The organism is Sphingobacterium faecium, from assembly GCF_003054045.1.
GTDB lineage: Bacteria > Bacteroidota > Bacteroidia > Sphingobacteriales > Sphingobacteriaceae > Sphingobacterium > Sphingobacterium faecium.
The window spans coordinates 41,139-66,403 of the sequence record NZ_QBKH01000001.1 but is presented as its reverse complement, the minus strand read 5'-3'; the positions used below and the strand labels follow the sequence as shown (position 1 = coordinate 66,403).

The following is a 25,265-nucleotide window of genomic DNA, read 5'->3' as shown; positions in this document are numbered from 1 at the left end:
ACTTTGCTGACTGATTTTAAACCTTCATATTTTGCTGGTTCTTAAATTTTTCTTAATTAACAAAAATTAACAACTGATTGATGTACTTTAGCATCAATAAAAATTTATAAATGAAGCGCATACTTATTGTTATATTATTTTTAGCATGTACCCAACCACAATTCGCACAAGCTCAAGTGAATGGAACTGCTATAAACCTGAATGATCCCAACCAAATAAGTTATTTATCCCCTAAAGACTATATCATTGGTGGTGTGACAGTTTCAGGAACGCAGCATCTTGACAACAATGTATTAATTACGATATCTAAACTTGTTGTGGGGCAATACATTGAAGTTCCTAGTGAAGCCACATCCAATGTAGTGAAAGTGATGATGGCTCAAGGGCTTTTTGATGACGTACAATTATGGTCAGAAAAAATAGAAGGTGAAACCATTTTTCTAAACATTCGTGTTGTTGAAAGACCTCGTTTAACGCGAATAGATATTAAAGGTTTGAGTAAAAGCCAAACAGAAGAAGTTCGTAAAAGATTAAATGATAACGCCGGTAAAGTTGTCAATGAAAATTTGATCAATACCACACGCAATACCATCCAACGTTTCTTAAGAGAGAAAGCTTATTTATATCCAGAAATTAAAATTAGCACCGAAAAAGATAGTGCTCAGGCCAATAATGAGATATTAATTGCCGATGTAGATCGTAAAAACAAAGTTCGTGTAAAAAAGATAACATTCACAGGCAATAAAGAATTTACACAGAAACAACTCCGAAAGAATTTAAAAGGAGTTAAGCAAAAAGCATGGTTCCGTATTTTTGGTCCTGGAAAATTCAAAGAAGAAAAATATAAAGAAGCAAAGGAAACTTTGGTTTCTAAAATGCAGAACAAAGGTTTCCGAGATGCAGAAATCATACAAGACTCTGTCATTAAAGTTGACGATAAAAATGTCTTAGTCAATATTGATGTATATGAAGGTCCTAAATATTATGTGGGTAATATCAAATGGTCTGGAAATGCGAAATATACAGACACCGTTTTAAATAGAATTTTAGGTATACGCAAAGGTGATATTTTTAGCGAAGAAAAACTGAATACTAAATTGTTGGGCGGTGGTAGAAATAGTGATGACATTTCTTCATTATATATGAATGATGGCTATTTGACATTCTCGATTGATCCAGAACAAACACGCATATATAACGATACGATTGATCTCAATTTACGCGTATATGAAGGTGCACAGTATACTATTAATAATGTATTAATAAAAGGAAACGATGTGACCAATGACCGTGTGGTATTAAGATCCATTCGTACCAAGCCAGGTCAAAAGTTTTCAAAAGAAGCAATTATGACTTCTGTTCGAGAAATTGCACAATTGGGTAATTTTGATGAGCAAAAGACAAATCCAGTTCCTACAAATTTAAACCATGCTGAAGGAACAGTAGATATCTTATATAACGTAGCAGAGAAGCCCTCAGATCAAGTGGAGCTATCAGGAGGTTACGGTGCCGGACAGATCATCGGTACTTTAGGATTGACCTTCAATAACTTCTCGACAAGTAATCTTTTCAATAAGAGCTCTTGGAAGCCATTGCCGCGTGGTGACGGACAAAAATTAAGTATCCGTGGACAGACTTCAGGTAAACGTTACCAATCCTATAGTTTCTCCTTTACAGAGCCATGGTTAGGTGGTAAAAAACCAATCTATTTTGGTTTAAGCGCCTATACATCTAGTTCATCATATGGAGGTTTTAATTACTATACTGGAGAGCAAACGGTAAAAGATTCAGAACTGAACCGGATATGGATGACAGGTGTAACCGCAACCTTAGGTAAGCGTTTACAATGGCCAGATAACTGGTTCCAAGCCAACACTTCCCTATCGTTTCAACGTTACAAATTGCAGAATTATGCCAACTATTTCTTATTTGACAATGGTACAGCATACAATATAAACTTAACACAGGAATTCAGCCGTAATACAATTGATGCGCCGATCTATCCAACTTCAGGATCTAACCTTAAGTTCTCCGTTCAAGTTACGCCACCATACTCGCTATTTAATAATATCAATTATGAAACAGCAGAAAATAATGTGAAATACAAATGGACAGAATATCATAAATGGAAATTTGATTCACAATGGTATGCAAAAATTGCTGGTAAATTGGTATTCAAAGCACAGGCACAATTTGGTTTCTTAGGTAGTTATTCTAATAAAACAGGCATTTCTACATTTGAACGTTTCAAAGTCGGTGGTGATGGTATGCAAGGGTTTGACTTCTTACAAGGATCTGAGATCATCGCGATGCGTGGTTATGCAAATGGTGTTATTATTCCAGAAGGGACTCAAAATGTTAATATTGCAAGAAATTCAGGAAGTCCAATTTATACCAAATACCAAATGGAATTGAGACATCCTGTAATGTTAAATGAACAAGCAACGGTTTTCGTATTAGCTTTTGCTGAAGCAGGTAATACTTGGAATAAGTTTTCAGAATATAATCCATTCAAAGTAAGACGCTCAGCAGGTGTTGGAGCACGTATCTTCTTACCTATATTTGGTATGTTAGGTATTGATTACGGTCATGCATTTGATCCGATCCCAGGCTTACCAAGCAGTACATGGAAACAAAACTTTACATTTAGTATTATGCAAAACATGGGAGGATTTTAATCTCGCTTAAACTTTTTGCAATATTAAATGTCATAAAGAAGAAATTCATATATTAGTTGAAAGTATAACATAAATAACATGAAAAAAATAGTTTTAGTAATAGCATTTGTTGTAGTTACCGTATCAGCTACTTTTGCACAAAATTTTGCATATGTGAATTCAGAATATATTTTAAAACATATTCCTGAATATACGTCTGCTCAAAAACAATTAGATGATTTATCTCAAAAATGGCAACAAGATGTCGATCAGCAATACGCTGAAATAGAAAAACTGTATAAAGCATATCAAAATGATCAAGTTTTATTAAACGAAGATATGCGTAGACGTCGTGAAGATGAAATCGTGAAAAAAGAAAAAGATGTTAAAGATTATCAAAAGCAAAAATTTGGTTTTGAAGGTGAGTTATTTAAGCAACGTGAAAAACTGGTTCAACCCATACAACAACGTGTCTCTAAAGCAATTCAAGATTTAGCTCAAGCACAAAGTTTAGATATCATATTAGATAGAGGTCAAGAAGTGACGTTTCTTTATGCTAATCCAAAACTCGACAAAAGTAATGATGTCATTATTAAATTAGGATTAAAACCTAATCCTGCACTTGCAAACTAGATATTAGTTTATTAATATTGCGAGAACGAATAGGAGTATTATTAAGTATTAAATTAGAAACACAAAAATTTGTCTCGAAATAATTTAAAGAGACGATTTAAGATTAACATGAAAAGAATGAAAAATTTATTTAAAGGTGCTATTGCATTTGTAGCAGTTTTTTTTGCAACTCAGTTAGCTCATGCACAACAAAAAATTGGTCATATCAATTTTGCAGAAATTATTCAATCAACTCCAGAATTCAAAACGGCTGAAGGCCAATTGAAAACGTTAAGTGATGGAAAAACAAAAGAGCTTCAAGATATGTATGCTATGTATCAAACAAAACAAAAAGAAGCAAATGACAAAGCACGTAATAGAAGTGAAGCAAACAAAGAAACGGTAGATGCTGAATTGCAAAAACTAGGAACTGAATTACGTGATATCGAAACTCGTATCAACGAAAATCAACGTGTTGCTCAAGAAGATTTAAACAAAAAAGAAGAAGAGTTAATTTCTCCGATTCATAGAAAAGTGTCAGAAGCACTTAATAACGTATCCAAAGAAAAAGGATATGCTTATGTTTTTGATATTTCAAGTACAAACATTCCTTATTTTCAAGGTGGTGATGATTTAACTGCTGCTGTGAAAACCAAATTAGGTATTTCAGCTACTGCTGCTCCTACTCCAGCAAAAAAATAAGTGAATTGTCTCTGAAAGATTTTTCAGAATAAAAACAAAAAACAGCAATCTCCACAAGGATTGCTGTTTTTTGTTTTACCTTACCTTACCTTACCTTACCTTACCTTACCTTACCTTACCTTACCTTACCTTACCTTACCTTACCTTACCTTACCTTACCTTACCTTACCTTACCTTACCTTACCTTACCTTACTCTATGACTGGCTTATTTGTAAAATAATTTCACTTAAATTGACCATCATCACAACATTCATATTGGTATGTTAGACAAAAAATCAATACAGCAAATATTTAATTTTAAAAGATAAACAAATGGACCATCAGATTGTCAATGCTAATATGCTTTCTGATCAAATACCTTAAAGATGGAAATAAACCATTTTATTCAAATAAGCCATTAATTTTTAAAAATTCTAAATAATATATTATGCAAGCATAATATATTATTTATATTATATTTGTGTATATACTGTTATAAAAAGATATGATTAGCCAACTTATATTTATATTATGCTTTGTTAGCGCGATTATTCTGTTTGCAAGAAATGCAAGACAGATATATAAAAATATTAAAATAGGAAGAGCGCTCAATAGAAACGATAAACCTGCAGAACGACTTAAGACCATGCTATTGGTCGCTTTCGGCCAAAAGAAAATGTTCAAGAGAATTGTACCTGCAGTTTTGCATCTTTTCGTCTATATCGGTTTTTGCATCATTAATATTGAAATGATCGAAATTGTCATTGATGGAATGTTTGGAACACATCGATTTTTATCATTTTTAGGAGGTTCTTATAATTTTTTGATTGCATCATTTGAATGGTTAGCATTTGGGGTACTTGTAAGCTGTATCATTTTCTTCATGCGTAGAAATGTCGTTCATCTAAAACGTCTCAATAGCCCTGAGTTGAAAAATTGGCCCAAGACTGATGCCAATCTTATTTTAATTGCAGAAATTCTGTTAATGACGGCTTTCCTACTCATGAATGCAGCAGATCAAAAATTACAGCTGTATGGCGAATCACATTACATCACAGCAGGATCTTTTCCAATCAGTCAGTATATCATTTCCTTTTTACCATCCGATCCTTCATCTTTAATTCTTATTGAGCGAATTTGTTGGTGGTTCCATATTTTAGGTGTATTTGCCTTCCTCAATTATTTACCCTATTCAAAACATTTACACATCCTTTTGGCATTTCCCAATACGTACTTTTCAAATTTAAAACCTAAGGGAGAATTAACGAATATGGAAAATGTAACAAATGAGGTAAAAGCAATGCTCGATCCTAGCTTTACCCCTCCTACTACAGATGAGCCAGTTCGATTTGGAGCAAAAGATGTCCAAGACTTGACATGGAAAAATCTACTTGATGCCTACACCTGCACCGAATGCGGTCGCTGTACAGCCTCTTGTCCAGCTAATATCACAGGCAAGTTATTATCCCCTAGAAAGATCATGATGGATACCCGTGATCGTGTAGATGAAGTAGGTAAAAATATAAGGGCAAATGGAACCTTTGTCGACGATGGAAAATCGTTATTAGACACGTACATAACACGTGAAGAACTATGGGCTTGTACGAGCTGTAATGCATGCGTAGAACAATGTCCTGTTAATATTAATCCCCTTGAAATTATTGTTGAATTAAGAAGGTATGCTGTCATGGAAGAATCTCAAGCGCCAGCGAGCATCAACGCCATGTTTGGAAATGTAGAGAATAACGGTGCTCCATGGAAATATTCACAGATGGATCGTGCAAACTGGACCTCCCAACAATAATACTTTTATAAAACTAAAATCATGGAAAAAGAATTACACGTCCCAACTATGGCCGAATTAACGGCTAAAGGTGAAACCGCAGATATTCTATTTTGGGTAGGTTGTGCCGGAAGTTTTGATGAAAGAGCGCAGAAAATAACCCGTGACATTTGTCGTATTTTACAACATGTGGGCATCAAATATGCAATATTAGGTACAGAAGAAAGCTGTACAGGAGATCCTGCAAAACGTGCTGGAAATGAGTTTCTATTCCAAATGCAAGCCATGATGAACATTCAGGTATTGGATGGATACCATGTAAAAAAAATAGTTACCGCTTGCCCACATTGTTTTAACACTCTTAAAAATGAATATCCAGCTCTAGGAGGCAATTATGAACTCATTCACCATACCCAATTGATCCAAGGGTTGATTGATGAAGGAAAGTTAAAACCAGCAGATGGAAACATATTTCAGGGCAAAAAGATTACATATCATGATCCATGTTATTTAGGTCGTGCAAATGAAGTATATGAGGCTCCTAGAAAAGTATTGGAAAGTCTAGATGCACAATTAATTGAATTGAAGAGATGTAAGAGCAATGGGCTATGTTGTGGAGCTGGTGGAGGTCAGATGTTCAAAGAACCCGAGAAAGGGACAAAAGACGTCAATATAGAGCGAATCGAAGAAGTTATCGACAGTCAGGCAACAATTGTTGCTGCTGCTTGTCCATTTTGTATGACAATGCTTAAAGATGGTGTCAAAATCAAAGAAAAGGAATCAGAGATAGAGGTCTTAGACATTGCAGAAATAACGGTAAGAGCCAATAATATATAAAAAAGGTCTGGAAATATCCAGACCTTTTTTATATCATCAATATGATGTACCCAGAAGCAGATTCGAACTGCCACACCCATACAGGCGCCACCCCCTCAAGATGGTGCGTCTACCAATTTCGCCACCTGGGCCTATTTTCAAAATGGTAACGCAAATTTAAACGTTTTTTTAAAATCTGCAAGTATTTTTTACTTAGATCCTAATTTTTATTTTATCCACCCTGATTTAATAAATTCTTTTTTATTAAGGTATGGATCACCCCATCAACTAACCCCACACGTGGCACCATGATCTGTTTTAAATGTCCATACTTCATGATTGTCATGAAAATCTCTGTAGCAGGAATAATAACATCAGCACGATCATCATTTAAACCCAATAACGTAATACGCTCTTTTAAAGAATACGATGTTAAATAATGATAAAGGGCTTTCAATTTTGCATAAGAAATAGGTTTATCAGCTTTTTCACTAGCCAATCGGGAAAGTTTATTGATATTTCCACCCGTACCAATACCATATACCTGTTTGTACATTTTTGTATTGTTAGTTACCCATTCTTTTAGATCATCCCACGTTTCCTGTTCATCTTTATTATCTAGAATACGAATTGTGCCCAAATTAAAAGATTTAGAATTCACAAGTTTTGCGTTCGCAAATAAAGATAACTCTGTACTACCTCCACCAACATCAATATATAAATACACCTTATCCAGATCCATCTTTGCCTCCAAGTGACTATTGTAGATGATTTCAGCCTCTGTAGTGCCATCAATAATAGCGATGTCTATGCCAATTTCACTTACTTTCTTAACTACTTCAGGGCCATTAGATACGTCGCGCATAGCAGATGTAGCGCAAGCCATATAATCTTCAACATTATACACATCCATCAGATCTCGGAAAGCACGCATAGTCTTCACTAAATTCTCCGCTTTCTTTGGCGATAATTTTTGATGAATAAAAGCATCATCACCAAGACGAAGTGGCACCCTTAAAAGAGTATTCTTTTTAAATGAAAAACCATCCTTTTCTTGAATAATATCAGCAATTAAAAGTCTGACAGCATTTGAGCCGATATCGATCGCAGCATACCTCACATTAATACAGTTAAAGTAAATAAAAATGAAATTGATTTCTTATTGAAAGGGAATAACTTATGCCTTTTCAACAATACCTCTTTAATTGTTTCGAAAATATAAATAATAAATGAAGCCAAGATGCATTTTATGTTAAATTATTATAAACAAAATAATAATTTAACATAGGGATGGCTGCTCCAATATTTCCAACTGCCAATAAATCTGTTCTTCTGTAACAAAGTATGCTTTATGATTTCTGATTTGATCATATACAGCATCAAAAAGTTGCATATAATCACCTTTCAGTGCTTTTATGTGCTCAGAAATCAAATTGTCATGCTCTAGATAAGTCAATAAGCCTAGCGCATCATCATTTTCCTCGCCATAGTGATCATCAATTGGACTGACACCAGCAAGTAATTGATTTTCTTGAACGTCGGTACGGTTCTTCACAAAAGTTCCGTTTGTACCATGTAGCAAAAAACTATATTGTGATTCCAAAACCAACATACTCACTGTAATAAATACAGTCAGCCCTTGATCAAAAGTCAGCAATAAGGTTGCAAAATCATCCACCTCCGAATCTTTACGATGAATAGATGTTCTTTTCACTGCAGAAATAGGTTTCCCAAATAAAGAGATCACCTGATCCAATAGGTGTGACCCCAAGTCAAATAAGATACCCGCAGCAGGACGTTTAGTTTCTTTGAAAACCTTTTGACCTATTTCTGCACGATAACGATCAAATCGTAAATGAAGTTCAACCGGTCCGCCCAACTTATTGGATTCTAAAACAGACTTTAAAGAATTAAAATCCGAATCAAATCGTCTATTGTGGTACGGCAGCACAAATTTACCAACCTTTCTTCCCAGATCAAACAATTCTTTCGCTTCTGCGACCGTTGGTGCAAATGGTTTTTCTATCAATACATGTTTTCCCGCTAATAAAGCTTGCTTTGCAAATGCTACGTGTGTATCATTGGGCGTATTGACAATAACTAGTTCAATTTCCTTATCTGCTAACAGATCATCAACGCGATCATAACTGATAATTGAAGGATAATCTACATGCGCATTCTTAGTAGATCGTTCCACTACAGCACGCAATTCAAAGCGATCATTATTGGCTATAAATGGCGTATGGAATACCCTTCCGGACATTCCATACGACAAAACACCTGTAACTATTTTATTTACAGTCATTAAAATAAAGTTTTATTTAGTGATGTGCATGCTCATCTACTTTCCCACCAGCAAGTTTATATACTTCCTGTAATTTTTCTAAACTCTCATGTGAAAAATGGTTTACAGCAGCATTTGTATTATGTGACTCTTTGGTCAATTTGCTATTTACTTCAGCCTGAATTTTAGCAACCAAATCAGTATAAGCTTTATCGTTAAATGCAGCAGTACTATCAGCAGCTAACGCAGTAGGTGCTTCAAAAGCAGGTACACCTCTCATAGCATCATTCACATGAAGACTTAATGATAACGAGTCCAACTCAGGAAGAATGGTGCTATATACATCTTGAATCTTTGCAGATAATGCTTTTGTATCAGCAGAAGTTGATTTTGACTCAGCAAACTTCGCTAAATTAACTAAATAATTCCCTTGCTCACCAACATACTTAAACATTGCATAAGCATCTCCATCAGCTAAAGAAGCGCGTGAATTTTTATATTGGTTATCCAAACCTGTTTGGTAGTTACAAGAAGCCAATAAAGAACTTCCACAAACTGCTACCGCTATAAATAACTTATTAAATTTCATATCAATTATATTAACAGCACAAAAATAATAAAATAAACGGGGTTCAAAACTCTTATTAAAAAAGAGTTGAAACTTTATGCCACATTTCTTCCTGCGTTGACAACACCATAAATGGTCCTTGCAATCAATTTAGCATAAATCTCTCGTTTCTTTTCATCCAAATTCCCCTCATTGATGACTTTGATCGCATAATGCTGAATAATCAATAACGGCAATACAATATGTTCACGAGCCAATATAGATTCGCGATCGATAGGATAGTTTTCCATTAACTTAGAGGTATTACTTAATTTTAGCAAATACTCCTTAGTAACCAAAAACTCCTCATGCAACATTTTCCAAAATGCACCATACTTCTCATCAAACTGCATATAAGAAGTAATATCAAAATTGGATTTGGTCATAGACATCATACAATTGTCAATTAATGTCTGGAAGAAACCAGAAGACAAGTATAACTGTTGCACATCCTTCCAAAGATTATTCTGTTCCGCCCACTTCAATGCTGTACCCACACCGTAAAAACCTGGGATATTTTGTTTTAACTGGCTCCACGCAGTAACGAAACTGATCGCACGTAGATCTTTAAGTTTCAATTCTTTATCCGAATTGCGCTTAACTGGGCGACTACTGATATTGATAGACGACAGCGCCTTTAATGGTGATAGGTTTTCTAAATAACTTAAAAACAACGGATTTTTACGCAAATCCATAAATTTATTATAACTCAGATCAGCCAGCTTATCAACAATACCTTTTTGATGTGGTGTCAACGTATCACTCGATCGCTGTTTAAGATCAGATATAATACCAGCATGTAACAATTGCTCAATATTAAATCGGGCAGTATCCAAAGAGCCATACTGACTGCTGATGGTTTGTCCCTGAATAGTCAATTGGATATGATCATTTGCAATTTCCTGTCCCATCGAAGCGTAAAATCTTTGCGTTTTACCTCCCCCCCTTGCAGGTGGGCCTCCACGACCATCGAAAAATACAAGATCGACATCATATTCTCTAGCAATAGCTGTTAATTCAATTTTAGCACTGTAGATAGACCAGTTTGCCATTAGATATCCACCATCTTTAGTACTATCAGAATAACCCAACATAATAGTTTGCTTATTCCCCCTCAATTTAAGGTGTTTCGCATATTCCTTATTTGTATAAAGAGATTTCATTACATCTGCAGCCCGGGTTAAATCATCTACCGTTTCAAACAATGGTACAAAATCAATTGTCAATGCATCCTTTGTCCATCCTGACCATAAGAAAAGTTGTCTTAAACCTAAAATATCACTTGCTTGTTGACAATTACTAATGATAAAGCGTTGCGCAGCACGTTCAGAACCTGATTTTTGAATGTTTTTGAGCAAACGAATAACCTCCAAAGTATCCTTTTCCAATGCAGTGGCTTCATCATCAAATATCAGATCCAATTCTTTGAAATTGATAGCTTCTTGCTTATCATTCTCTGATAATGATCCAAATTCGGCAGAAATACCAGTTTCTTGAGGATATTTCTTAATGATATAATTAAAAGTTTGAGTCAAAATACTACTATCTTGACGAATATCCAATGTGGTAAAAAAGCATCCAAAAGTCATTACTTTACGCAAAAGATCATCTACAATCTCCACGAAAAGATTATTATGCTTCTCTTTCAAAACCTCCTGAATAGCTTTTAGATTTTCAATAATATGGGCAGTCTCATCGACTGGATTTTCAACAGGATTAAAACTATTTTCATAAAATAATTCCTGTAAATTATCCATATATTGTTCAACCCCTCTAAAAGTAATACGGCGTTTGACCACTCTGAAGTCTCGATAATAACAACGGAATAAGATCGTTCTTAAAAGCGTTGCCACTTTTTTAGTACTATCAGCACTTACATTTGGATTTCCATCACGATCCCCTCCTGGCCAAAAGCCCAGTTCAATCAATTGCCTTACCTCTTCTGTTTCAATTCCCAACTCATCATCAATATAAGTTTGGATTTCAGAAGCAACTTTGTAGAAAACGTTTTCTAAAAACCAAGCCAAGCTAATCGCTTCATCAACAGGAGTTGGTTTATTGTTATTGATAAAAGGTGTTTTACCAAGCTGCTGCAATAATAAATGAATGTTATGAATATCATTCTCTTTGATCGCACTGATCAAATCGTTGATAATCGACAGAACAGATCCAGGGTAAAACTGAGTCGGGTGAGCAGTCAATACAAGGCGGACAGAGAAATCTTTTAGTTTCGCAACTATTTTTCGCTTCAGTTCCGGATTTGTTTCTGAAGATTTAATTAAAGAACCAAGCTGTGAAGATTGATCTGTTTTACCAATTGCTTTAAATGAAGAATCTTCAATTGCATCAAAAAGCACCACCTGTCTTTCGATGTATTGTACAAATCGAAATAACAAATCGACTTGAGTTTCCTCATCCGAATAAATTTCATGCTGCTCAAAAAAAGTATTGATGATATCTTCCGGAGTCTGATGCTTCTCTACTCCATTTTCACAGTGTTTGGCAAAAAAAGGTAATAAGGTACCCGTATCCTTTACCTGTTGGAAGGGTAGCGTTAAAAATAGACTTTTAAAAAGTTCAAATCGCGTCAAAACTTCGTTTTGAAAAACGGCTTCTTTTGTACTTAATTTCATATTATAGAAAAAACAGTTGTAGTTAATGGAGAACGTTTGAATATGATCAAACATTCAAATATATAAAATTTATATTCAAATAATCATTTAAATGAAAAAAAACTAATAATAACATCCTAAAATTACAATATTATTAAGAACAAAAACGTTTTTCAGTTGTTATATTATTTTTGATCAAGTACAAATTACTAAATGTTACAAAATGGGAAAAATTTATACAGCAGAAGTTACTGCAACTGGCGGACGTAATGGTGAAGTAAAATCTTCAGACGGTATCATTGATTTAATTGTAAAAAAACCAACTGCAATGGGCGGTGATGGAAACGCAACTAATCCCGAACAATTATTTGCAGCCGCATGGAGTTCCTGCTTTTTAGGAGCAGTAGCAGCAGTAGGAGAAAAAGATAACGTCGATATGACCGATGCTACAGTGACGGTACGCGCAACATTTAATGAAGAAAACAATGCTTACTTTATTTCTGCAGAAATTGACTTACATGTTCCTACTCTTAGCGCTGAGCAAGCACAAAAACTGGCACAAAAAGCACACCATGTATGCCCATATTCAAAGGCTACAAGAGGAAATGTAGAAACAAAAATAACAGGTATTTAGTTATTCATCTTCAAATATGAACCCGCTATGCTTTTTATTGTAAAAGCATAGCTTTTCCTATTCAATCTTGTATATTTGTTTGTATTCTAGATTATGAAGCAGACACAAGAGATAAAGAGTTTTTTTTATAGCCAATATTTCGCCGATGGCATCAGGATCACCATTGGATGTATAATACCTGTTATTATATTCGCGGCAATGGGTCAATTCATAAATGGAACATTTGTTTCATTAGGAGCCCTTCTGGTTGGATTGTCTGATACTCCAGGAGCCCCCTCCCACCGTCGTACTGGAATGTATTTTGCGGGCATATTGACTATTATAACTTTTATACTGACAGTATCTGTCAATTCCAACATTTACTTATTAACGATATTAATTGCTGCGCTGTGCTTCATATTTGCCATGTTTGCTGTTTTCAATGCACGTGCAGCAAACGTTGGATTAATGTGTATGTTGATGATGCTTATCCATGTGGATACACCATTTACCTTATACAGCGCACTGACCTATTTATTTTATTACACTATAGGTTGCCTTTGGTATATCATCATTAGCTTATCGATCACGCAGATTAGACCCTATAGACTAACGCAACAAGAACTTGCCGAATCGATCCGCCATGTTGCCGATTACCTACGTTTAAAAGCCAATTTTTACGATATCAATGTTGATAACGACAAAAATTACCTGAAACTGATCGAAAAACAAGTCGAAGTAAACGACCATCAGGAAAATGTAAGAAACCTACTCTTTCAGAGTAAAAGATCCATCAAAGATACCACGAAAACTGGGCGATATTTGACATTCGTATTCAATGATATCATTGACCTCTTTGAACAAAGTATGGCTACTCATTATGATTATAATGCCGTAAGTGAAAAATTTGGACATACCGGCATTTTAAATGAATTCAAACATATCATCTTAAAATTAACGAATGAATTGGATCATATCGCCTATCAATTAAATGCCAATCGGATCCCAACACCAATGTACAACTTTGATCAAGAGATCAACTTAATGCACAAAAGGATCGATCAGGTAGAAAAGGACTTTCAATATAATACCATTGCATTACGAAAAATTTTAATCAATGTCAGAGATATCATCCGCCATATCAACGATATCTACAGTTATTCTCATCTAAAATCGACGGAAATTAATAAACAAGAAATTGATGAAGCAAAAAAGTTTATTGAGCCATCTATTATTGATTTTAAAAAAATAAGAGAAAATCTAACCTTAGATTCAACCTATTTTAGACATGCGCTACGCATGGCCATCGTTATGTCATTATCTTATTTTGTAGCGAAGTCATTTCATATCAGCCAAAATATATTCTGGATATTGCTGACGATCATGGTCATTTTAAAACCAGGATTTGGATTAACAAAATCAAGAAATATTCAACGCTTAATGGGGACCATAATTGGAGGACTCATTGGAGCTTTTATTCTTTTCATGGTCCATGATGAAACCATTCGCTTTGTTTTACTTATATTTTTCTTCTTAAGTGCTTATAGCCTTTTTCGGGTCAACTACATCGTAGCTGTAATATTCATGACTCCTTATGTACTGATCATGCTGAGCTTTGTCAGCACCAATACCATTGAGGTAACAAAAGAGCGAATTTTTGATACATTTATTGGAGGCATGATCGCCTTCCTATCCAGCTATGTCATCTTCCCAAATTGGGAGTCGACACAAGTTAAAGTTTCCATGCAAAAGTTACTCACGGCAAGTTATCACTATATAGCACTGACCATCAAAGAGATTGCAGGAAATGAACCTACAGTCACAGAATACAAGTTGGTTAGAAAAAAGCTTTATGTGGAAACAGCAAATATGGGATCAACATTCCAACGCATGTTAACAGAGCCAAAAAACAAACAGAAATATACAAAAGATGTCAATAAGTTTGTCATTTTCAATCATGTTTTAGCCTCATTTGCAGTCACCTTACATAATCAGGTCACTTCATCAAGAGCTAACCATAGCATTACAAAAGAACATGTCAAATTGATTCGTAGAATATTAAGTTCGTTGGAAAGCGCAATTAAAGATCTTAGCAATCCAAATGAGGAAAATATATTTACACCAGTAGATTTCCAGATACCTGAAAGCCTCATAGCAGTAGATGAGATCGGCGACGATAACAGTAATTTAATGACAGAGCAACTACAGTTTATCAATAAAATCGCAGCAGATATTGCTAAATTAGTACAACAGTTAAAAGAAAAAACGAGTGCGGAAAGCGGTGACCTCATGTTAAACAAAAAGGTGCAATAGTTTTAAAATAAAAAGCAATTATGCAAGATAATTATTTCGATATCATCATCGTAGGTGGAGGGCCAATAGGACTTGCCTGTGCTTTAGAAGCTTCCTTAAATAATCTCTCGTATCTCATATTAGAAAAAGGATGCCTAGTCAATTCACTCTATCATTATCCCCAAAATATGACTTTCTTTTCTTCATCAGACCGATTAGAAATTGGAGATATACCTTTTGTGACGACATTGCCCAAACCTAAGCGATCCGAGGCGCTGGAGTATTATCGACGAATTCAACAAAAGTTCAAATTAAAAATTAATTTATTTGAAGAAGTAACAGCAATTGATAAAACTGAATTTGGCTTCCATACACAAACGATCAAAAACAGCTATACCTCCAAATACGTCATCATTGCTACAGGCTTTTATGACATTCCTATGGAGCTCCATATCCCTGGAGAAGAGTTGGATAAAGTCAAACATTATTATGAAGATCCACATTACTATGTCAATCAAAAAGTTATTGTTGTAGGTGCCAGTAATTCTTCCATTGATGCCGCTTTAGAGACCTTTAGAAAAGGAGCGGATGTCACCCTGGTCATACGTGGAGAAGAAATAAGTCCTCGAGTCAAATACTGGGTCAAACCAGATATTGAGAATAGGATTGCAGCAGGTGAGATACGCGTATTATATAAAAGTACTTTGACCAAGGTAACTCAATCTCACGCTTATATCCACACTCCAAATGGTGAAATTATTTTAGAAAATGATTTTGTATTGGCATTGACCGGTTATCAGCCAAATTTCAAATTTCTAAAATCCGTCGGTATCCATATCAGTGAAGAAGCACCATGTATTCCAGAGCATGATCCCGCGACCATGGAAACAAATATCAAAGGTCTTTATCTTGCAGGTGTTGTATGCGGAGGTCTAAACACTCATTTATGGTTCATAGAAAATTCTAGAATTCATGCTGAACAGATTATAACAGCGATCAAGCAGGAACATCAATAATATGCTATTTCCTTAATCCTTTTAAGAAGATCTTCATCATCTTTTTTTGTAAACTCAAGATATCGTCAAACTCATCTTTAGTAGGAAATAACATGTTTTTCATATCTTTCAAGATACCCATTCGCATTCCAAATAAAGAATACAATAAAATTCGAGCTGTCTCTTCAATATCCTCAACCTCAATTTTATTGTGTTCTACACCGATCACTAATATTTCAACAAAAAGTTCTACTTCTCTTTCATATGATTCTTTAAATACGCGTTCCAATTCTTCCGGAAGCTCTTTGACCATATTGATAGTATATTCAAATAAGTTATAGTACTTATTGATTTGTTCGACTCTTTTATCAAGTGAATACATCATGATTTCTTCAAAATCATCACAAGTATTAATTTTAGCTTTAATATCCTGAACCATTTTATCAATGACGTATTCAAATACAGCAGAATACAAACTATTCTTATCTGGAAAATAATAATAAAGTAGTGCTTTTGAAAAATTCAAATCAGTAGCAATTTCTGACATGGTTGTTTTTGCCATGCCGAAATGCGCAAATCTACGTGTTGCCGCCTCTAATATCCTAGTTCTTTTTAAATCTGCATTTGCCATCAATTCAAAAATTAATTACACTTAATTACTGCTTTGTACTATCTTTACTAACTATTATATAAAGATAATTTATTTTTTTGATTTTTTGAAAAAACTAGTCAACAATGGGTATAAATATACAATCAGATATTTCTTTAAAAAAATATAACACATTCGGAATTGAGGAAGTTGCACAACATTTCATTGAGATCACTGAGGCAACTCAATTATTGGATGCTTATGAATCTGGTATATTCGAAAAAGACTTTCTGACATTAGGCGGAGGAAGTAATATTTTATTCACCCAACCCTATGCAGGCTATATCATCAAAATTAATATCAAAGGAATAAAAGCAAACCAAGTTCAGCAGGAAATATTCCTAACAGCATCAGCTGGAGAAATCTGGAACGATCTCGTATGGTTCTGTGTAAATAATAATTACAACGGACTAGAAAATATGGCCCTCATCCCGGGCACGGTCGGCGCCTCTCCTGTCCAAAATATTGGAGCTTATGGCACTGAACTCATGGATATTTTCTATAGCTGTGTTGCCTTTGATACACTTGAAGGTGTATTTAGGATTTTTTATAATGAAGATTGTCAATTTTCTTATCGAGACAGTATCTTCAAATCCGAGCAAAAAGGTAGATATATCATTACGGAGGTAACTTATAAACTCCATACCAGTCCATCGATCAACAGTTCCTATGGTGCAATTAGTACTGAGCTTGAAAAACGTAAAATAACAAATCCTACGATACGCGATATTGCAGAAGTTGTATCTTTTATTCGCGTTGAAAAATTACCCGATCCAAGCACAGTTGGAAATGCTGGAAGTTTTTTCAAGAACCCGATTGTATCTGCCGAGCAGTTCAAAAAAATCAAAACATTATTCCCCGAGATGATCAGTTATGATATGCCCGATGGGCGTATAAAACTTGCTGCTGGATGGCTAATAGAACAGTGCAATTGGAAAGGCAAAGTGATTGGTCAGGCAGGTGTATGGAAGAACCAAGCCCTTGTACTAATAAATATACAATCCGCTACAGGAAATGAAATTTTTGAATTATCGTCTGAAATAATAAACGACGTTTATCAAAAATTCAATGTGAAATTAGAGCGCGAAGTAAATATTTTTTAATTTTTTATGAAAAATATTTTATAATATTTTTCATAAAAAAGCGCCCTATTAGGTATTTGACTTCGTGTTTATAGAAAAATAACTTTTCTGTAAACGAAATTCGCTGTTAAATATTCATTAATTTTATATCAATTCTCAATAATTAGCATACTATTTGCAATCAGATTACTGAACCGTATTAAAATCGCTGAGGAATTAACATTTTATTTCTCACTCAGTGTTTTGCAAACCATTCATTTTAAAGTGAATATAAATTCAGTGATATGACTAAGTATGAATTCAACTCATTAGTGGTAGAGCAATCCGACTCCCTAAAGCACTATGCAAAGAAATTTACAAATGACACCGAAGACGCAAATGATCTGGTGCAAGACACAATGTTAAAGGCTGTTACCTATTTTAACAACTTTAGAGAAGGCACCAATCTAAAAGGTTGGTTATATACTATTATGAAAAATACATTCATTAACAATTACAGAAGAATTGTTAAAACGAATTCTTTCATAACCAAAGAAGAAGAAATTTCAAGCGCTAACTTGATCTTGTCAGCATCAAAAAATCAAGGTGAAAATAAATTTGTCATGGAAGATATACATACAGCCCTTTCCAAGCTTTCAGAAGACTACTATGTTCCGTTTAGCATGTATTTCGAAGGATATAAGTATCATGAAATTTCAGAATATTTAGCAATTCCTATTGGTACTGTTAAAACACGAATACATATCGCTCGAAAAGTAATGAAAAAATCATTATCGACTTATAAACTTATCGATTAAGTTTTTATACCTTCGGTTCATGGATCATCATGAAACACTCCCGGTATATTCGAAATCGAAACTTGCATTGAGAAATGGTCAAGATAGACCTGAAATATGGGTGGCTTTTCAAGGATTAATATATGATGTCACAGCAAGTCGTTTGTGGAGATCAGGAAAACACTATGAACATTGGGCTGGTCAAGACCTAACGGAGGAGCTTTCACAAGCTCCTCACTCAGATCAAGTATTTCTTAAATTTCCTGTAATAGGAAAAATAGGATAATTAAATATCAAATTTAGCTAAAGAAACAAAAGCTTTTAATCGAGCTTCAATTTCTTCGTGCGTTAAAGTCTGCAATCGCTCAGTACCAAATTTCTCGACACAGAATGATGCCAATGCTGATCCATAGACCACAGCATTTTTCATATTGGTAAAGTTAATCGTTTTTACCTTTGCCAAATAACCTATAAAACCACCTGCAAATGCGTCACCGGCACCCGTTGGATCAAACACCTCTGCCAATGGCAATGCTGGAGCTGAGAAAATCTGTCCTTCACCGAATAATAAAGCACCATGCTCTCCTTTTTTAATGATCAAATATTTCGGTCCCATTTCAAGAATAACAGCAGCAGCTTTTACCAATGAATACTCTCCAGATAATTGACGAGCCTCACCATCATTAATCGTTAATACATCAACATGTTTCAATACCGCTTTCAAATCATCCATAGCGATATCCATCCAGAAATTCATCGTATCCAAAACAACCAATTTAGGTTTGTTTTTTAGACGATTTAAAGTAGTCATTTGAACTTGAGGAGTCGCATTACCCAATAACAAAAATTCGCAATCTTGGTAACTCTCCGGAATGATCGGATCAAAATTTTCCAATACATTCAATTCAGTAGTGATGGTATCACGACTGTTCATATCGTTGTGATACTTACCTGCCCAAAAAAATGATTTACCACCTTCTATGATTTGGATACCCTCAACATCTACACCTTTACTCGTAATGATTTGAAGATTATCATCTCCAAAATCTTCACCGATAACGCCTACTAATTTTACTTGGTCATATAAGAAAGATGCTGAAAGTGCCGCGAAAGTTCCAGCTCCACCAACAATTTTATCTGTCTTACCAAAAGGTGTTTCGATAGCGTCGAATGCTACCGTACCCATTACTACTAAACTCATAGTGTATAAATAAATAACTTTAAACAAAAAAAACCGGCTTTTTAGCCGGTTTAACCTAATGCTCCTGAAGCTGGGCTCGAACCAGCGACCCTCTGATTAACAGTCAGATGCTCTAACCAGCTGAGCTATTCAGGAATCTTCTCAAGAAAGATGACTATATATCCTTCTCTTTTGATGCCACAAAAATAGCTAAATTCAACGTATTTCCAAATTATTTTAAATATTTTTTACTTTTTTTTTATCGAAATAATGATCATATTTAGATTATAAAATAATAGCGATTGAAAACAAAGCAATTACATCATCCTATTACTTTAATAATTTGATTTAAATTTATTCCCTTATGCACCAAGTTGCTGTAAAAACAAGCACCCTTTTACTCTTAACCGCACTTTTTTTTAGTTGTAGCAAAAAAAATGTAACAGATGATGATGCAGTCAAAGAACCTGATATAAAAACTACACGTATCGAAAGATTGACAGACTCTCTTTTTTATTATGCAACAGATGCATATTTATGGAACACCGATCTTCCGACGTATACCGTCTTCAATCCACGACAATACAGCAAAGGAACTGATGAATATGAAAATCTAAATGCCGAATTATTTGCCATTACACGTTATGGTATAAATCCGAAAACCACCTTGCCTTATGAATATAGTTCTGATAATGAAACGAAATATAGTTATATCGATAAAGAAAGCTATAACGGCAGTACCGCTTTTATTAGAAAGAACGAATCAGCATCTCTCGACTTAGAAGGAAATGGGAATGACTTTGGTTTGAAAGTAGGTCTTTATGGAACCAATACAGACTACGACATTAAAATACAATTAACCTATACTGGTTCTCCAGCCGCTATAGCTGGATTAGATCGTGGAGATGTAATCACACATATCGATGGAATTAAATATGGTTCTAATTTTAATAGTGAAATAGCACGGTTAAACACGGCGTTATTTGATAGTGAATCCACAACAATCAAAGGGGTAAAACTTGATGGAAAATCATTTGAGATTGCATTGAAAAAAACTAGATATAAAACCAAATCAGTCGTTAAAGACAGTGTTTATACCCATGGTGCCAATAAAATTGGCTATTTTGCTTTCACCTCATTTTCTAGCTTAGAGCATACACAAGCAGATCTAATCAATACGTTTAATAAATTCCAAACTGCAGGTATTACGGATCTGATTATTGACTTGCGCTATAATGGCGGAGGCTATATCAATACCGCTCAGTTTATCGCCAATAAAATTGCTCCAGCCTCTTTAAATGGAAAAGTCATGTTTTCAGAACACTATAATAGTACGATGCAAAACAACAAAACACAATATTTAAAGAACTTAACTTACCAAACGACAGATCGAATGGGAAACCCTATAACGAGCAATTACGGTAATATCGATTATAGTGTTTCAGGAAATACATTTAAGTTTGTCCCAAATGGAAATTTAAATATTAAATCAATTGTATTTATTGTCACGGACAATACTGCTTCTGCAAGCGAACTACTCATCAATATTTTCAAACCTTACTTACCTGTCAAATTAATTGGCGAAAAAACTTACGGAAAGCCGGTCGGATTTTTCCCTTTGACCATTGGAGGTTATGAAGTCTACTTGAGTATGTTTACATCAAAAAACTCAAATAACGAAAGTGATTACTTTGATGGCATGTCGGTTGACAAAACAAGTAGAGATGATCCAGACTATGCATTAGGAAACCTGAAAGAACAATCGCTTCAAGCTGCCTATAATTATTTGACAACAGGTAGTTACCTCAATAGCTCATCTGCGATTTCAAGTACGCGGACATCAACGAACCAAATCAAGAAATTAAAGGATTTATCCTCGAATCAATTCAAAGGAATGGTTGAAAATAGATTAAAAACAAAATAAACGTAAAAAGCCTTTCCATTTTGGAAAGGCTTTAATTTTGCTCTTTTTAGTGCGCAATTCGCAAACCAGATGATTGCTTCATCACCTAAATTGATCGATATAGGAAATGATATTATATATAAGATACATTCAGCAAAGCGTAATTTTTAGGTATTATCAATGACCATCGGTTTCAGAATCCTTTCTTTAAACGTCTTTGCAGACTCATAAACAGAAAAACTTTCGAAACCGTCAAGGCTTTTTATTTTTTGAAGTTCTGAATTGAGATCAGGATTAGACTTTATCATCGATAAAACTGCAGGATCATCTTTCCAGAGATCAGACAAAATAATAATTCCTTTCTCCAATCCGAGAGCAATCAATTCAGAAAACTTCGTATTGACATATATATGTTCGGGTTTTCTAAAATACTCCTTGTTGAGCTGAAGATATTTATTGGCAATCCATGAAGCGGCCTTTTCACTCTTAACACCAATCTTCCCATTCTGAACAGCAAGTTCATTGAGGAAATCATGCACCTCAACAATATTGATTACGCCAAAATGATATAAATCCCTCATCGTATAATCTATCCTATCCGCACAAAGGGCAGGAAGAGGCATCTCAAGCAAAGTATATTTCGGATCTTCCAGTAAAGAAGTACTGAATCCATGTCTAGTGAGAATAGCAGGTATAGTGGAATTTGCTATTACTTGTTCAAAAATTTGCTCTTGATAATCTTCTTCTTTCTTTTGCTGGACATAATCGATAACGTGGGAAAAAGCAGTATGGGAGACATCGTGCAAAAGGGCGGCAATCTGTTCTTCCAGACTACCCCCAAGTTTCCTCACAAGAAGCATAACTCCGATAGCATGTTCATATCTACTGTGACTAACATGTGGTGAAACCAAAAAAATCACACCTCCCTGATGGACATTTTTTAACCTTTGAACGGGTGCCGAACTTATGAGATCGCTGAGTATATCTTCAAGTTCGAAATTGCCATAAAAAATATCGATTGACGTCATCATACAAATATAATGGATCTAAGATAAGGGTAGAGATGAAAAAACGGAATAACACGATTTTCTGATGATCTTAAAATTGAAAATCAGTTTTTATAATTGCATGGGGATTGTTCATCGGATATTCAATTAAAATTGACCTATGGAGTAAGGGTAAGATCGAACCGCCAATGTCGGCTTTGTTTATGAACTTATACCTCCGATTTAGAGCAGACTGTGGGATTTTAAAAAAAAAGGGAAAGCGACCGTTTTACCGTGCTTTCCCTTATGCTCCTGAAGCTGGGCTCGAACCAGCGACCCTCTGATTAACAGTCAGATGCTCTAACCAGCTGAGCTATTCAGGAATCATTCAAGAGTATATTGCTATAGCTCTTTTTGGTTTTAAGAATTTACATTCTTATCTTTTAAATACGTTCAATCTAGACTATCGATTGAATCACGATTTTACTATCTAAAATCGTTTTGCTCCTGAAGCTGGGCTCGAACCAGCGACCCTCTGATTAACAGTCAGATGCTCTAACCAGCTGAGCTATTCAGGAATCCGGTTAATTTTCCGAAGCGTCATTTCCGTTTCGGTGATGCAATTATCGGAAGATTATTGCAATCCTACAAATCTTTTAAAAACATTTTTTGCAACTCCCTCGCTTCCAATAAGAATAATTTTTATCTCATTTAGATCAAAACACCCTTTAAGAGTAAAACAGCAAATGTGAAGTAAATCAGAAGACCGGTTACATCAACTAAAGTCGATACAAATGGAGCCGATGAACTCGCTGGATCTGCACCAAGTTTTCTTAAAATAAAAGGAAGCATTGATCCCATCAAAGAACCCCAAAGCACAACACCAACAAGCGAAAAGCTGACTACAAGTCCGACTAATACCCAATGTTCACCATAAGCATGTGAAAACCCCTGCCAGGTCATGATTCGGATAAATCCTAAAATTCCAAGAATTAATCCCAACAAAAAACCTGAGACTAACTCTCTCTTCATGACTCTCCACCAATCACCCAATGTAACCTCACCCAGTGCCATGGCTTGAATAATCAATGTCGATGCTTGTGAACCACTATTACCACCACTCGATATAATGAGTGGCATCAAAGCAAAAAGCATGATAGCACTTGCTAATTGATGCTCAAAATGCTCAATAACGGTTGCAGTCAACAATTGTCCAAAAAATAAGACCACTAACCATCCAGACCGCTTTTTAACCAAATTGACAATAGAAACATCCAAATAAGGTTCATCCAAAGCCTCAGTTCCCCCAAATCGCTGCATATCCTCTGTATATTCCTCATTTGCGACCCAAAGAATATCATCAATAGTCACAATCCCCAACATAATCCCTTCTTTATCGACGACAGGCAATGCTACACGATTATTCATCCGGAAAATATTAACAGCCTCTTCCTGTGGATCATTGGCATTCAAAGAAATCAGCCTGTTGTCAATAAGATCACCAACAACAACATTCGGATCTGCCATGAGCACATCTTTAATACGAATATCATCGATCAGTTTACCAGCAGCATCAATGACATATAAAACATCGATAGTTTCCGAATTTTTTCCATATCGACGGATATGTTCTAAAATTCGAATGATATTCCAATGTGGTTTTACAGTGATATAGTCAGGCGTCATTAAACGACCAACACTATCTTCAGGGTATCCCAATAAAGAAAGGGCTTCTTTTCGATCATTCGGTGGTAGTAAAATGATCAATTGTTTCACCACATCACCATCCTTCAATTCACTAAAAAAAGAAGTCCGGTCATCCGGAGGCATTTCATTAATGAGCTCACTAATTTTACCACCAGAAAGCTTTTTAAAAATACGCTCTTGAGTAGGGAAATCCAAGATACGAAATACATTTACAGCACGGTTCAGATTTAAGGTCTCTATGAATATATGGGCATGCTCAGGAAGCTCATCGATCAGCGCCTCCACATCTGAAATATTTAGTTCATTTAAATATGCTTGCAATCCATCATTATCCTTCGACTCAATGAACTGTTCGATTTGTTCAACATGCATTTCCAATTCTTCCATAATTCCCTTTCTTTACTAATATGCTACATCGGTGTATTTAAAATTTTATGCAAAACTCGTCTTTTTAAAAATAATATAAGAATTTATTTATAGTCTATATGAAATACTTATTTTCACCTACGTATTCATCACAAAAAATAAGATGAACTCCATTTTCAATTCATCTAAGAAAGGTAAGTAACTCTACTCGGTAAATCAAAGTAATAAAAAAACAAGATGTATTGTCACTCCTAATTTTACATGGAAAAACATAAAATCGATCCTATCGGATAACTGAATCCTAAGGATCAAGAAACTCTTATACCTATATTCAGATATATAATAGTATTCAAAATGTACCCCAAACTCAGATACCCTTCAACACGAAACAATCACTAAGGAGGAAAAACGTAGTAATAAAGATTATAAAATTAGATAAATAAAAAAAACAAGCACACTCATTATCAATACATTAAAATAAAAAATATCTAAATGATCAAATTAAAATAAAAAACATATATTTAATAATAGATTTACAAAAAAGTATAATTACAATAACGAACTATCACATAACCAAATAGTAAATAAATTATTAAATTAAAAACCAACAATTACACCAAAATCACTATCAATGACCAAAATTAACGATCAAAAAAATAGTTT

20 protein-coding genes and 4 tRNA genes are annotated in these 25,265 nt (G+C 34.7%); 12 read left to right on the top strand and 12 right to left on the bottom strand.

Going from position 1 to position 25,265, the window contains the following annotated elements; all coding sequences use genetic code 11:
• The first annotated feature begins 110 nt into the window (after positions 1–110).
• The 5 genes from bamA to C8N37_RS00270 all read left to right on the top strand — a co-directional run bounded on the left by bamA (position 111) and on the right by C8N37_RS00270 (position 6,571).
• On the top strand, positions 111–2,678 hold the full coding sequence (gene bamA, locus C8N37_RS00290; protein ID WP_108157028.1) for an outer membrane protein assembly factor BamA: 2,568 nt from the start codon (positions 111–113) through the stop codon (positions 2,676–2,678).
• Between the two features lie 78 nt (positions 2,679–2,756).
• Positions 2,757–3,290 carry an OmpH family outer membrane protein gene (locus C8N37_RS00285; protein ID WP_108157027.1) on the top strand — a complete coding sequence of 178 codons (534 nt, stop codon included), beginning with the start codon at positions 2,757–2,759 and terminating at the stop codon, positions 3,288–3,290.
• Positions 3,291–3,398: 108 nt separating this feature from the next.
• Positions 3,399–3,971: an OmpH family outer membrane protein gene (locus tag C8N37_RS00280; RefSeq protein WP_228115839.1), complete on the top strand. Its 573-nt coding sequence runs from the start codon at positions 3,399–3,401 to the stop codon at positions 3,969–3,971.
• A gap of 485 nt (positions 3,972–4,456) precedes the next feature.
• Positions 4,457–5,755 carry a (Fe-S)-binding protein gene (locus C8N37_RS00275; RefSeq protein WP_108157026.1) on the top strand — a complete coding sequence of 433 codons (1,299 nt, stop codon included), beginning with the start codon at positions 4,457–4,459 and terminating at the stop codon, positions 5,753–5,755.
• 21 nt (positions 5,756–5,776) lie between these two features.
• Positions 5,777–6,571, top strand: coding sequence for a (Fe-S)-binding protein (locus tag C8N37_RS00270; protein ID WP_108157025.1), 795 nt, complete (start codon positions 5,777–5,779; stop codon positions 6,569–6,571).
• Between the two features lie 47 nt (positions 6,572–6,618).
• Here C8N37_RS00270 and C8N37_RS00265 read toward each other — a convergent pair.
• The 5 genes from C8N37_RS00265 to C8N37_RS00245 all read right to left on the bottom strand — a co-directional run bounded on the left by C8N37_RS00265 (position 6,619) and on the right by C8N37_RS00245 (position 12,074).
• Positions 6,619–6,702 (bottom strand) — tRNA-Leu (locus C8N37_RS00265).
• A gap of 80 nt (positions 6,703–6,782) precedes the next feature.
• A complete protein-coding gene (locus C8N37_RS00260) occupies positions 6,783–7,670 on the bottom strand; it encodes a Ppx/GppA phosphatase family protein (RefSeq protein WP_108157024.1) in 888 nt (295 codons plus the stop codon).
• Positions 7,671–7,829: 159 nt separating this feature from the next.
• Positions 7,830–8,855, bottom strand: coding sequence for a Gfo/Idh/MocA family oxidoreductase (locus C8N37_RS00255; RefSeq protein ID WP_108157023.1), 1,026 nt, complete (start codon positions 8,853–8,855; stop codon positions 7,830–7,832).
• Between the two features lie 16 nt (positions 8,856–8,871).
• A complete protein-coding gene (locus C8N37_RS00250; RefSeq protein ID WP_108157022.1) occupies positions 8,872–9,423 on the bottom strand; it encodes a hypothetical protein in 552 nt (183 codons plus the stop codon).
• Positions 9,424–9,497: 74 nt separating this feature from the next.
• Positions 9,498–12,074 carry a phosphoenolpyruvate carboxylase gene (locus tag C8N37_RS00245; RefSeq protein ID WP_108157734.1) on the bottom strand — a complete coding sequence of 859 codons (2,577 nt, stop codon included), beginning with the start codon at positions 12,072–12,074 and terminating at the stop codon, positions 9,498–9,500.
• 202 nt (positions 12,075–12,276) lie between these two features.
• On the opposite strand from C8N37_RS00245, the gene C8N37_RS00240 reads away from it, so the two are divergent.
• The 3 genes from C8N37_RS00240 (at position 12,277) to C8N37_RS00230 (ending at position 15,974) form a co-directional block, all read left to right on the top strand.
• Positions 12,277–12,687 (top strand): organic hydroperoxide resistance protein, encoded by a 411-nt coding sequence (locus C8N37_RS00240; protein WP_108157021.1) that lies wholly within the window; start codon positions 12,277–12,279, stop codon positions 12,685–12,687.
• A 93-nt stretch (positions 12,688–12,780) separates the two neighbouring features.
• Positions 12,781–14,979 (top strand): FUSC family protein, encoded by a 2,199-nt coding sequence (locus C8N37_RS00235; RefSeq protein ID WP_153195824.1) that lies wholly within the window; start codon positions 12,781–12,783, stop codon positions 14,977–14,979.
• 20 nt (positions 14,980–14,999) lie between these two features.
• Positions 15,000–15,974 (top strand): YpdA family putative bacillithiol disulfide reductase, encoded by a 975-nt coding sequence (locus tag C8N37_RS00230; protein WP_108157019.1) that lies wholly within the window; start codon positions 15,000–15,002, stop codon positions 15,972–15,974.
• 4 nt (positions 15,975–15,978) lie between these two features.
• Here the strand turns inward: C8N37_RS00230 and C8N37_RS00225 are convergent, their stop codons facing one another.
• Entirely contained in the window at positions 15,979–16,584 is a 606-nt protein-coding gene (locus C8N37_RS00225; protein WP_108157018.1) for a TetR/AcrR family transcriptional regulator, read from the bottom strand.
• A 104-nt stretch (positions 16,585–16,688) separates the two neighbouring features.
• Here C8N37_RS00225 and murB point away from each other — a divergent pair, with 104 nt between their 5' ends.
• From murB to C8N37_RS00210, 3 genes are all read left to right on the top strand, one after another.
• A complete protein-coding gene (murB, locus tag C8N37_RS00220; protein WP_108157017.1) occupies positions 16,689–17,705 on the top strand; it encodes a UDP-N-acetylmuramate dehydrogenase in 1,017 nt (338 codons plus the stop codon).
• Positions 17,706–17,968: 263 nt separating this feature from the next.
• The gene (locus C8N37_RS00215; RefSeq protein ID WP_108157016.1) at positions 17,969–18,481 is read left to right on the top strand and encodes an RNA polymerase sigma factor; all 513 of its coding nucleotides are present in this window, start codon (positions 17,969–17,971) and stop codon (positions 18,479–18,481) included.
• Positions 18,482–18,500: 19 nt separating this feature from the next.
• Complete coding sequence (locus C8N37_RS00210) at positions 18,501–18,746, top strand: cytochrome b5 domain-containing protein (RefSeq protein ID WP_108157015.1); 246 nt, start codon at positions 18,501–18,503, stop codon at positions 18,744–18,746.
• Here C8N37_RS00210 and C8N37_RS00205 read toward each other — a convergent pair whose 3' ends face one another.
• Together C8N37_RS00205 and C8N37_RS00200 are read right to left on the bottom strand one after the other, a co-directional pair.
• Positions 18,747–19,661, bottom strand: a complete 915-nt coding sequence (locus tag C8N37_RS00205; RefSeq protein ID WP_108157014.1) for a PfkB family carbohydrate kinase — start codon at positions 19,659–19,661, stop codon at positions 18,747–18,749. It abuts the gene before it with no gap.
• Between the two features lie 61 nt (positions 19,662–19,722).
• A tRNA-Asn gene (locus tag C8N37_RS00200) sits at positions 19,723–19,796 on the bottom strand.
• A 208-nt stretch (positions 19,797–20,004) separates the two neighbouring features.
• Between C8N37_RS00200 and C8N37_RS00195 the strand changes: the two genes are divergently transcribed.
• On the top strand, positions 20,005–21,564 hold the full coding sequence (locus C8N37_RS00195) for a S41 family peptidase (RefSeq protein ID WP_108157013.1): 1,560 nt from the start codon (positions 20,005–20,007) through the stop codon (positions 21,562–21,564).
• Positions 21,565–21,710: 146 nt separating this feature from the next.
• Here the strand turns inward: C8N37_RS00195 and C8N37_RS00190 are convergent, their stop codons facing one another.
• From C8N37_RS00190 to mgtE, 4 genes are all read right to left on the bottom strand, one after another.
• Positions 21,711–22,574 (bottom strand): HD domain-containing protein, encoded by an 864-nt coding sequence (locus C8N37_RS00190; protein WP_108157012.1) that lies wholly within the window; start codon positions 22,572–22,574, stop codon positions 21,711–21,713.
• 264 nt (positions 22,575–22,838) lie between these two features.
• A tRNA-Asn gene (locus C8N37_RS00185) sits at positions 22,839–22,912 on the bottom strand.
• A 121-nt stretch (positions 22,913–23,033) separates the two neighbouring features.
• A tRNA-Asn gene (locus tag C8N37_RS00180) sits at positions 23,034–23,107 on the bottom strand.
• A gap of 133 nt (positions 23,108–23,240) precedes the next feature.
• Positions 23,241–24,623: a magnesium transporter gene (mgtE, locus tag C8N37_RS00175; RefSeq protein ID WP_108157011.1), complete on the bottom strand. Its 1,383-nt coding sequence runs from the start codon at positions 24,621–24,623 to the stop codon at positions 23,241–23,243.
• Positions 24,624–25,265 lie beyond the last annotated feature (642 nt).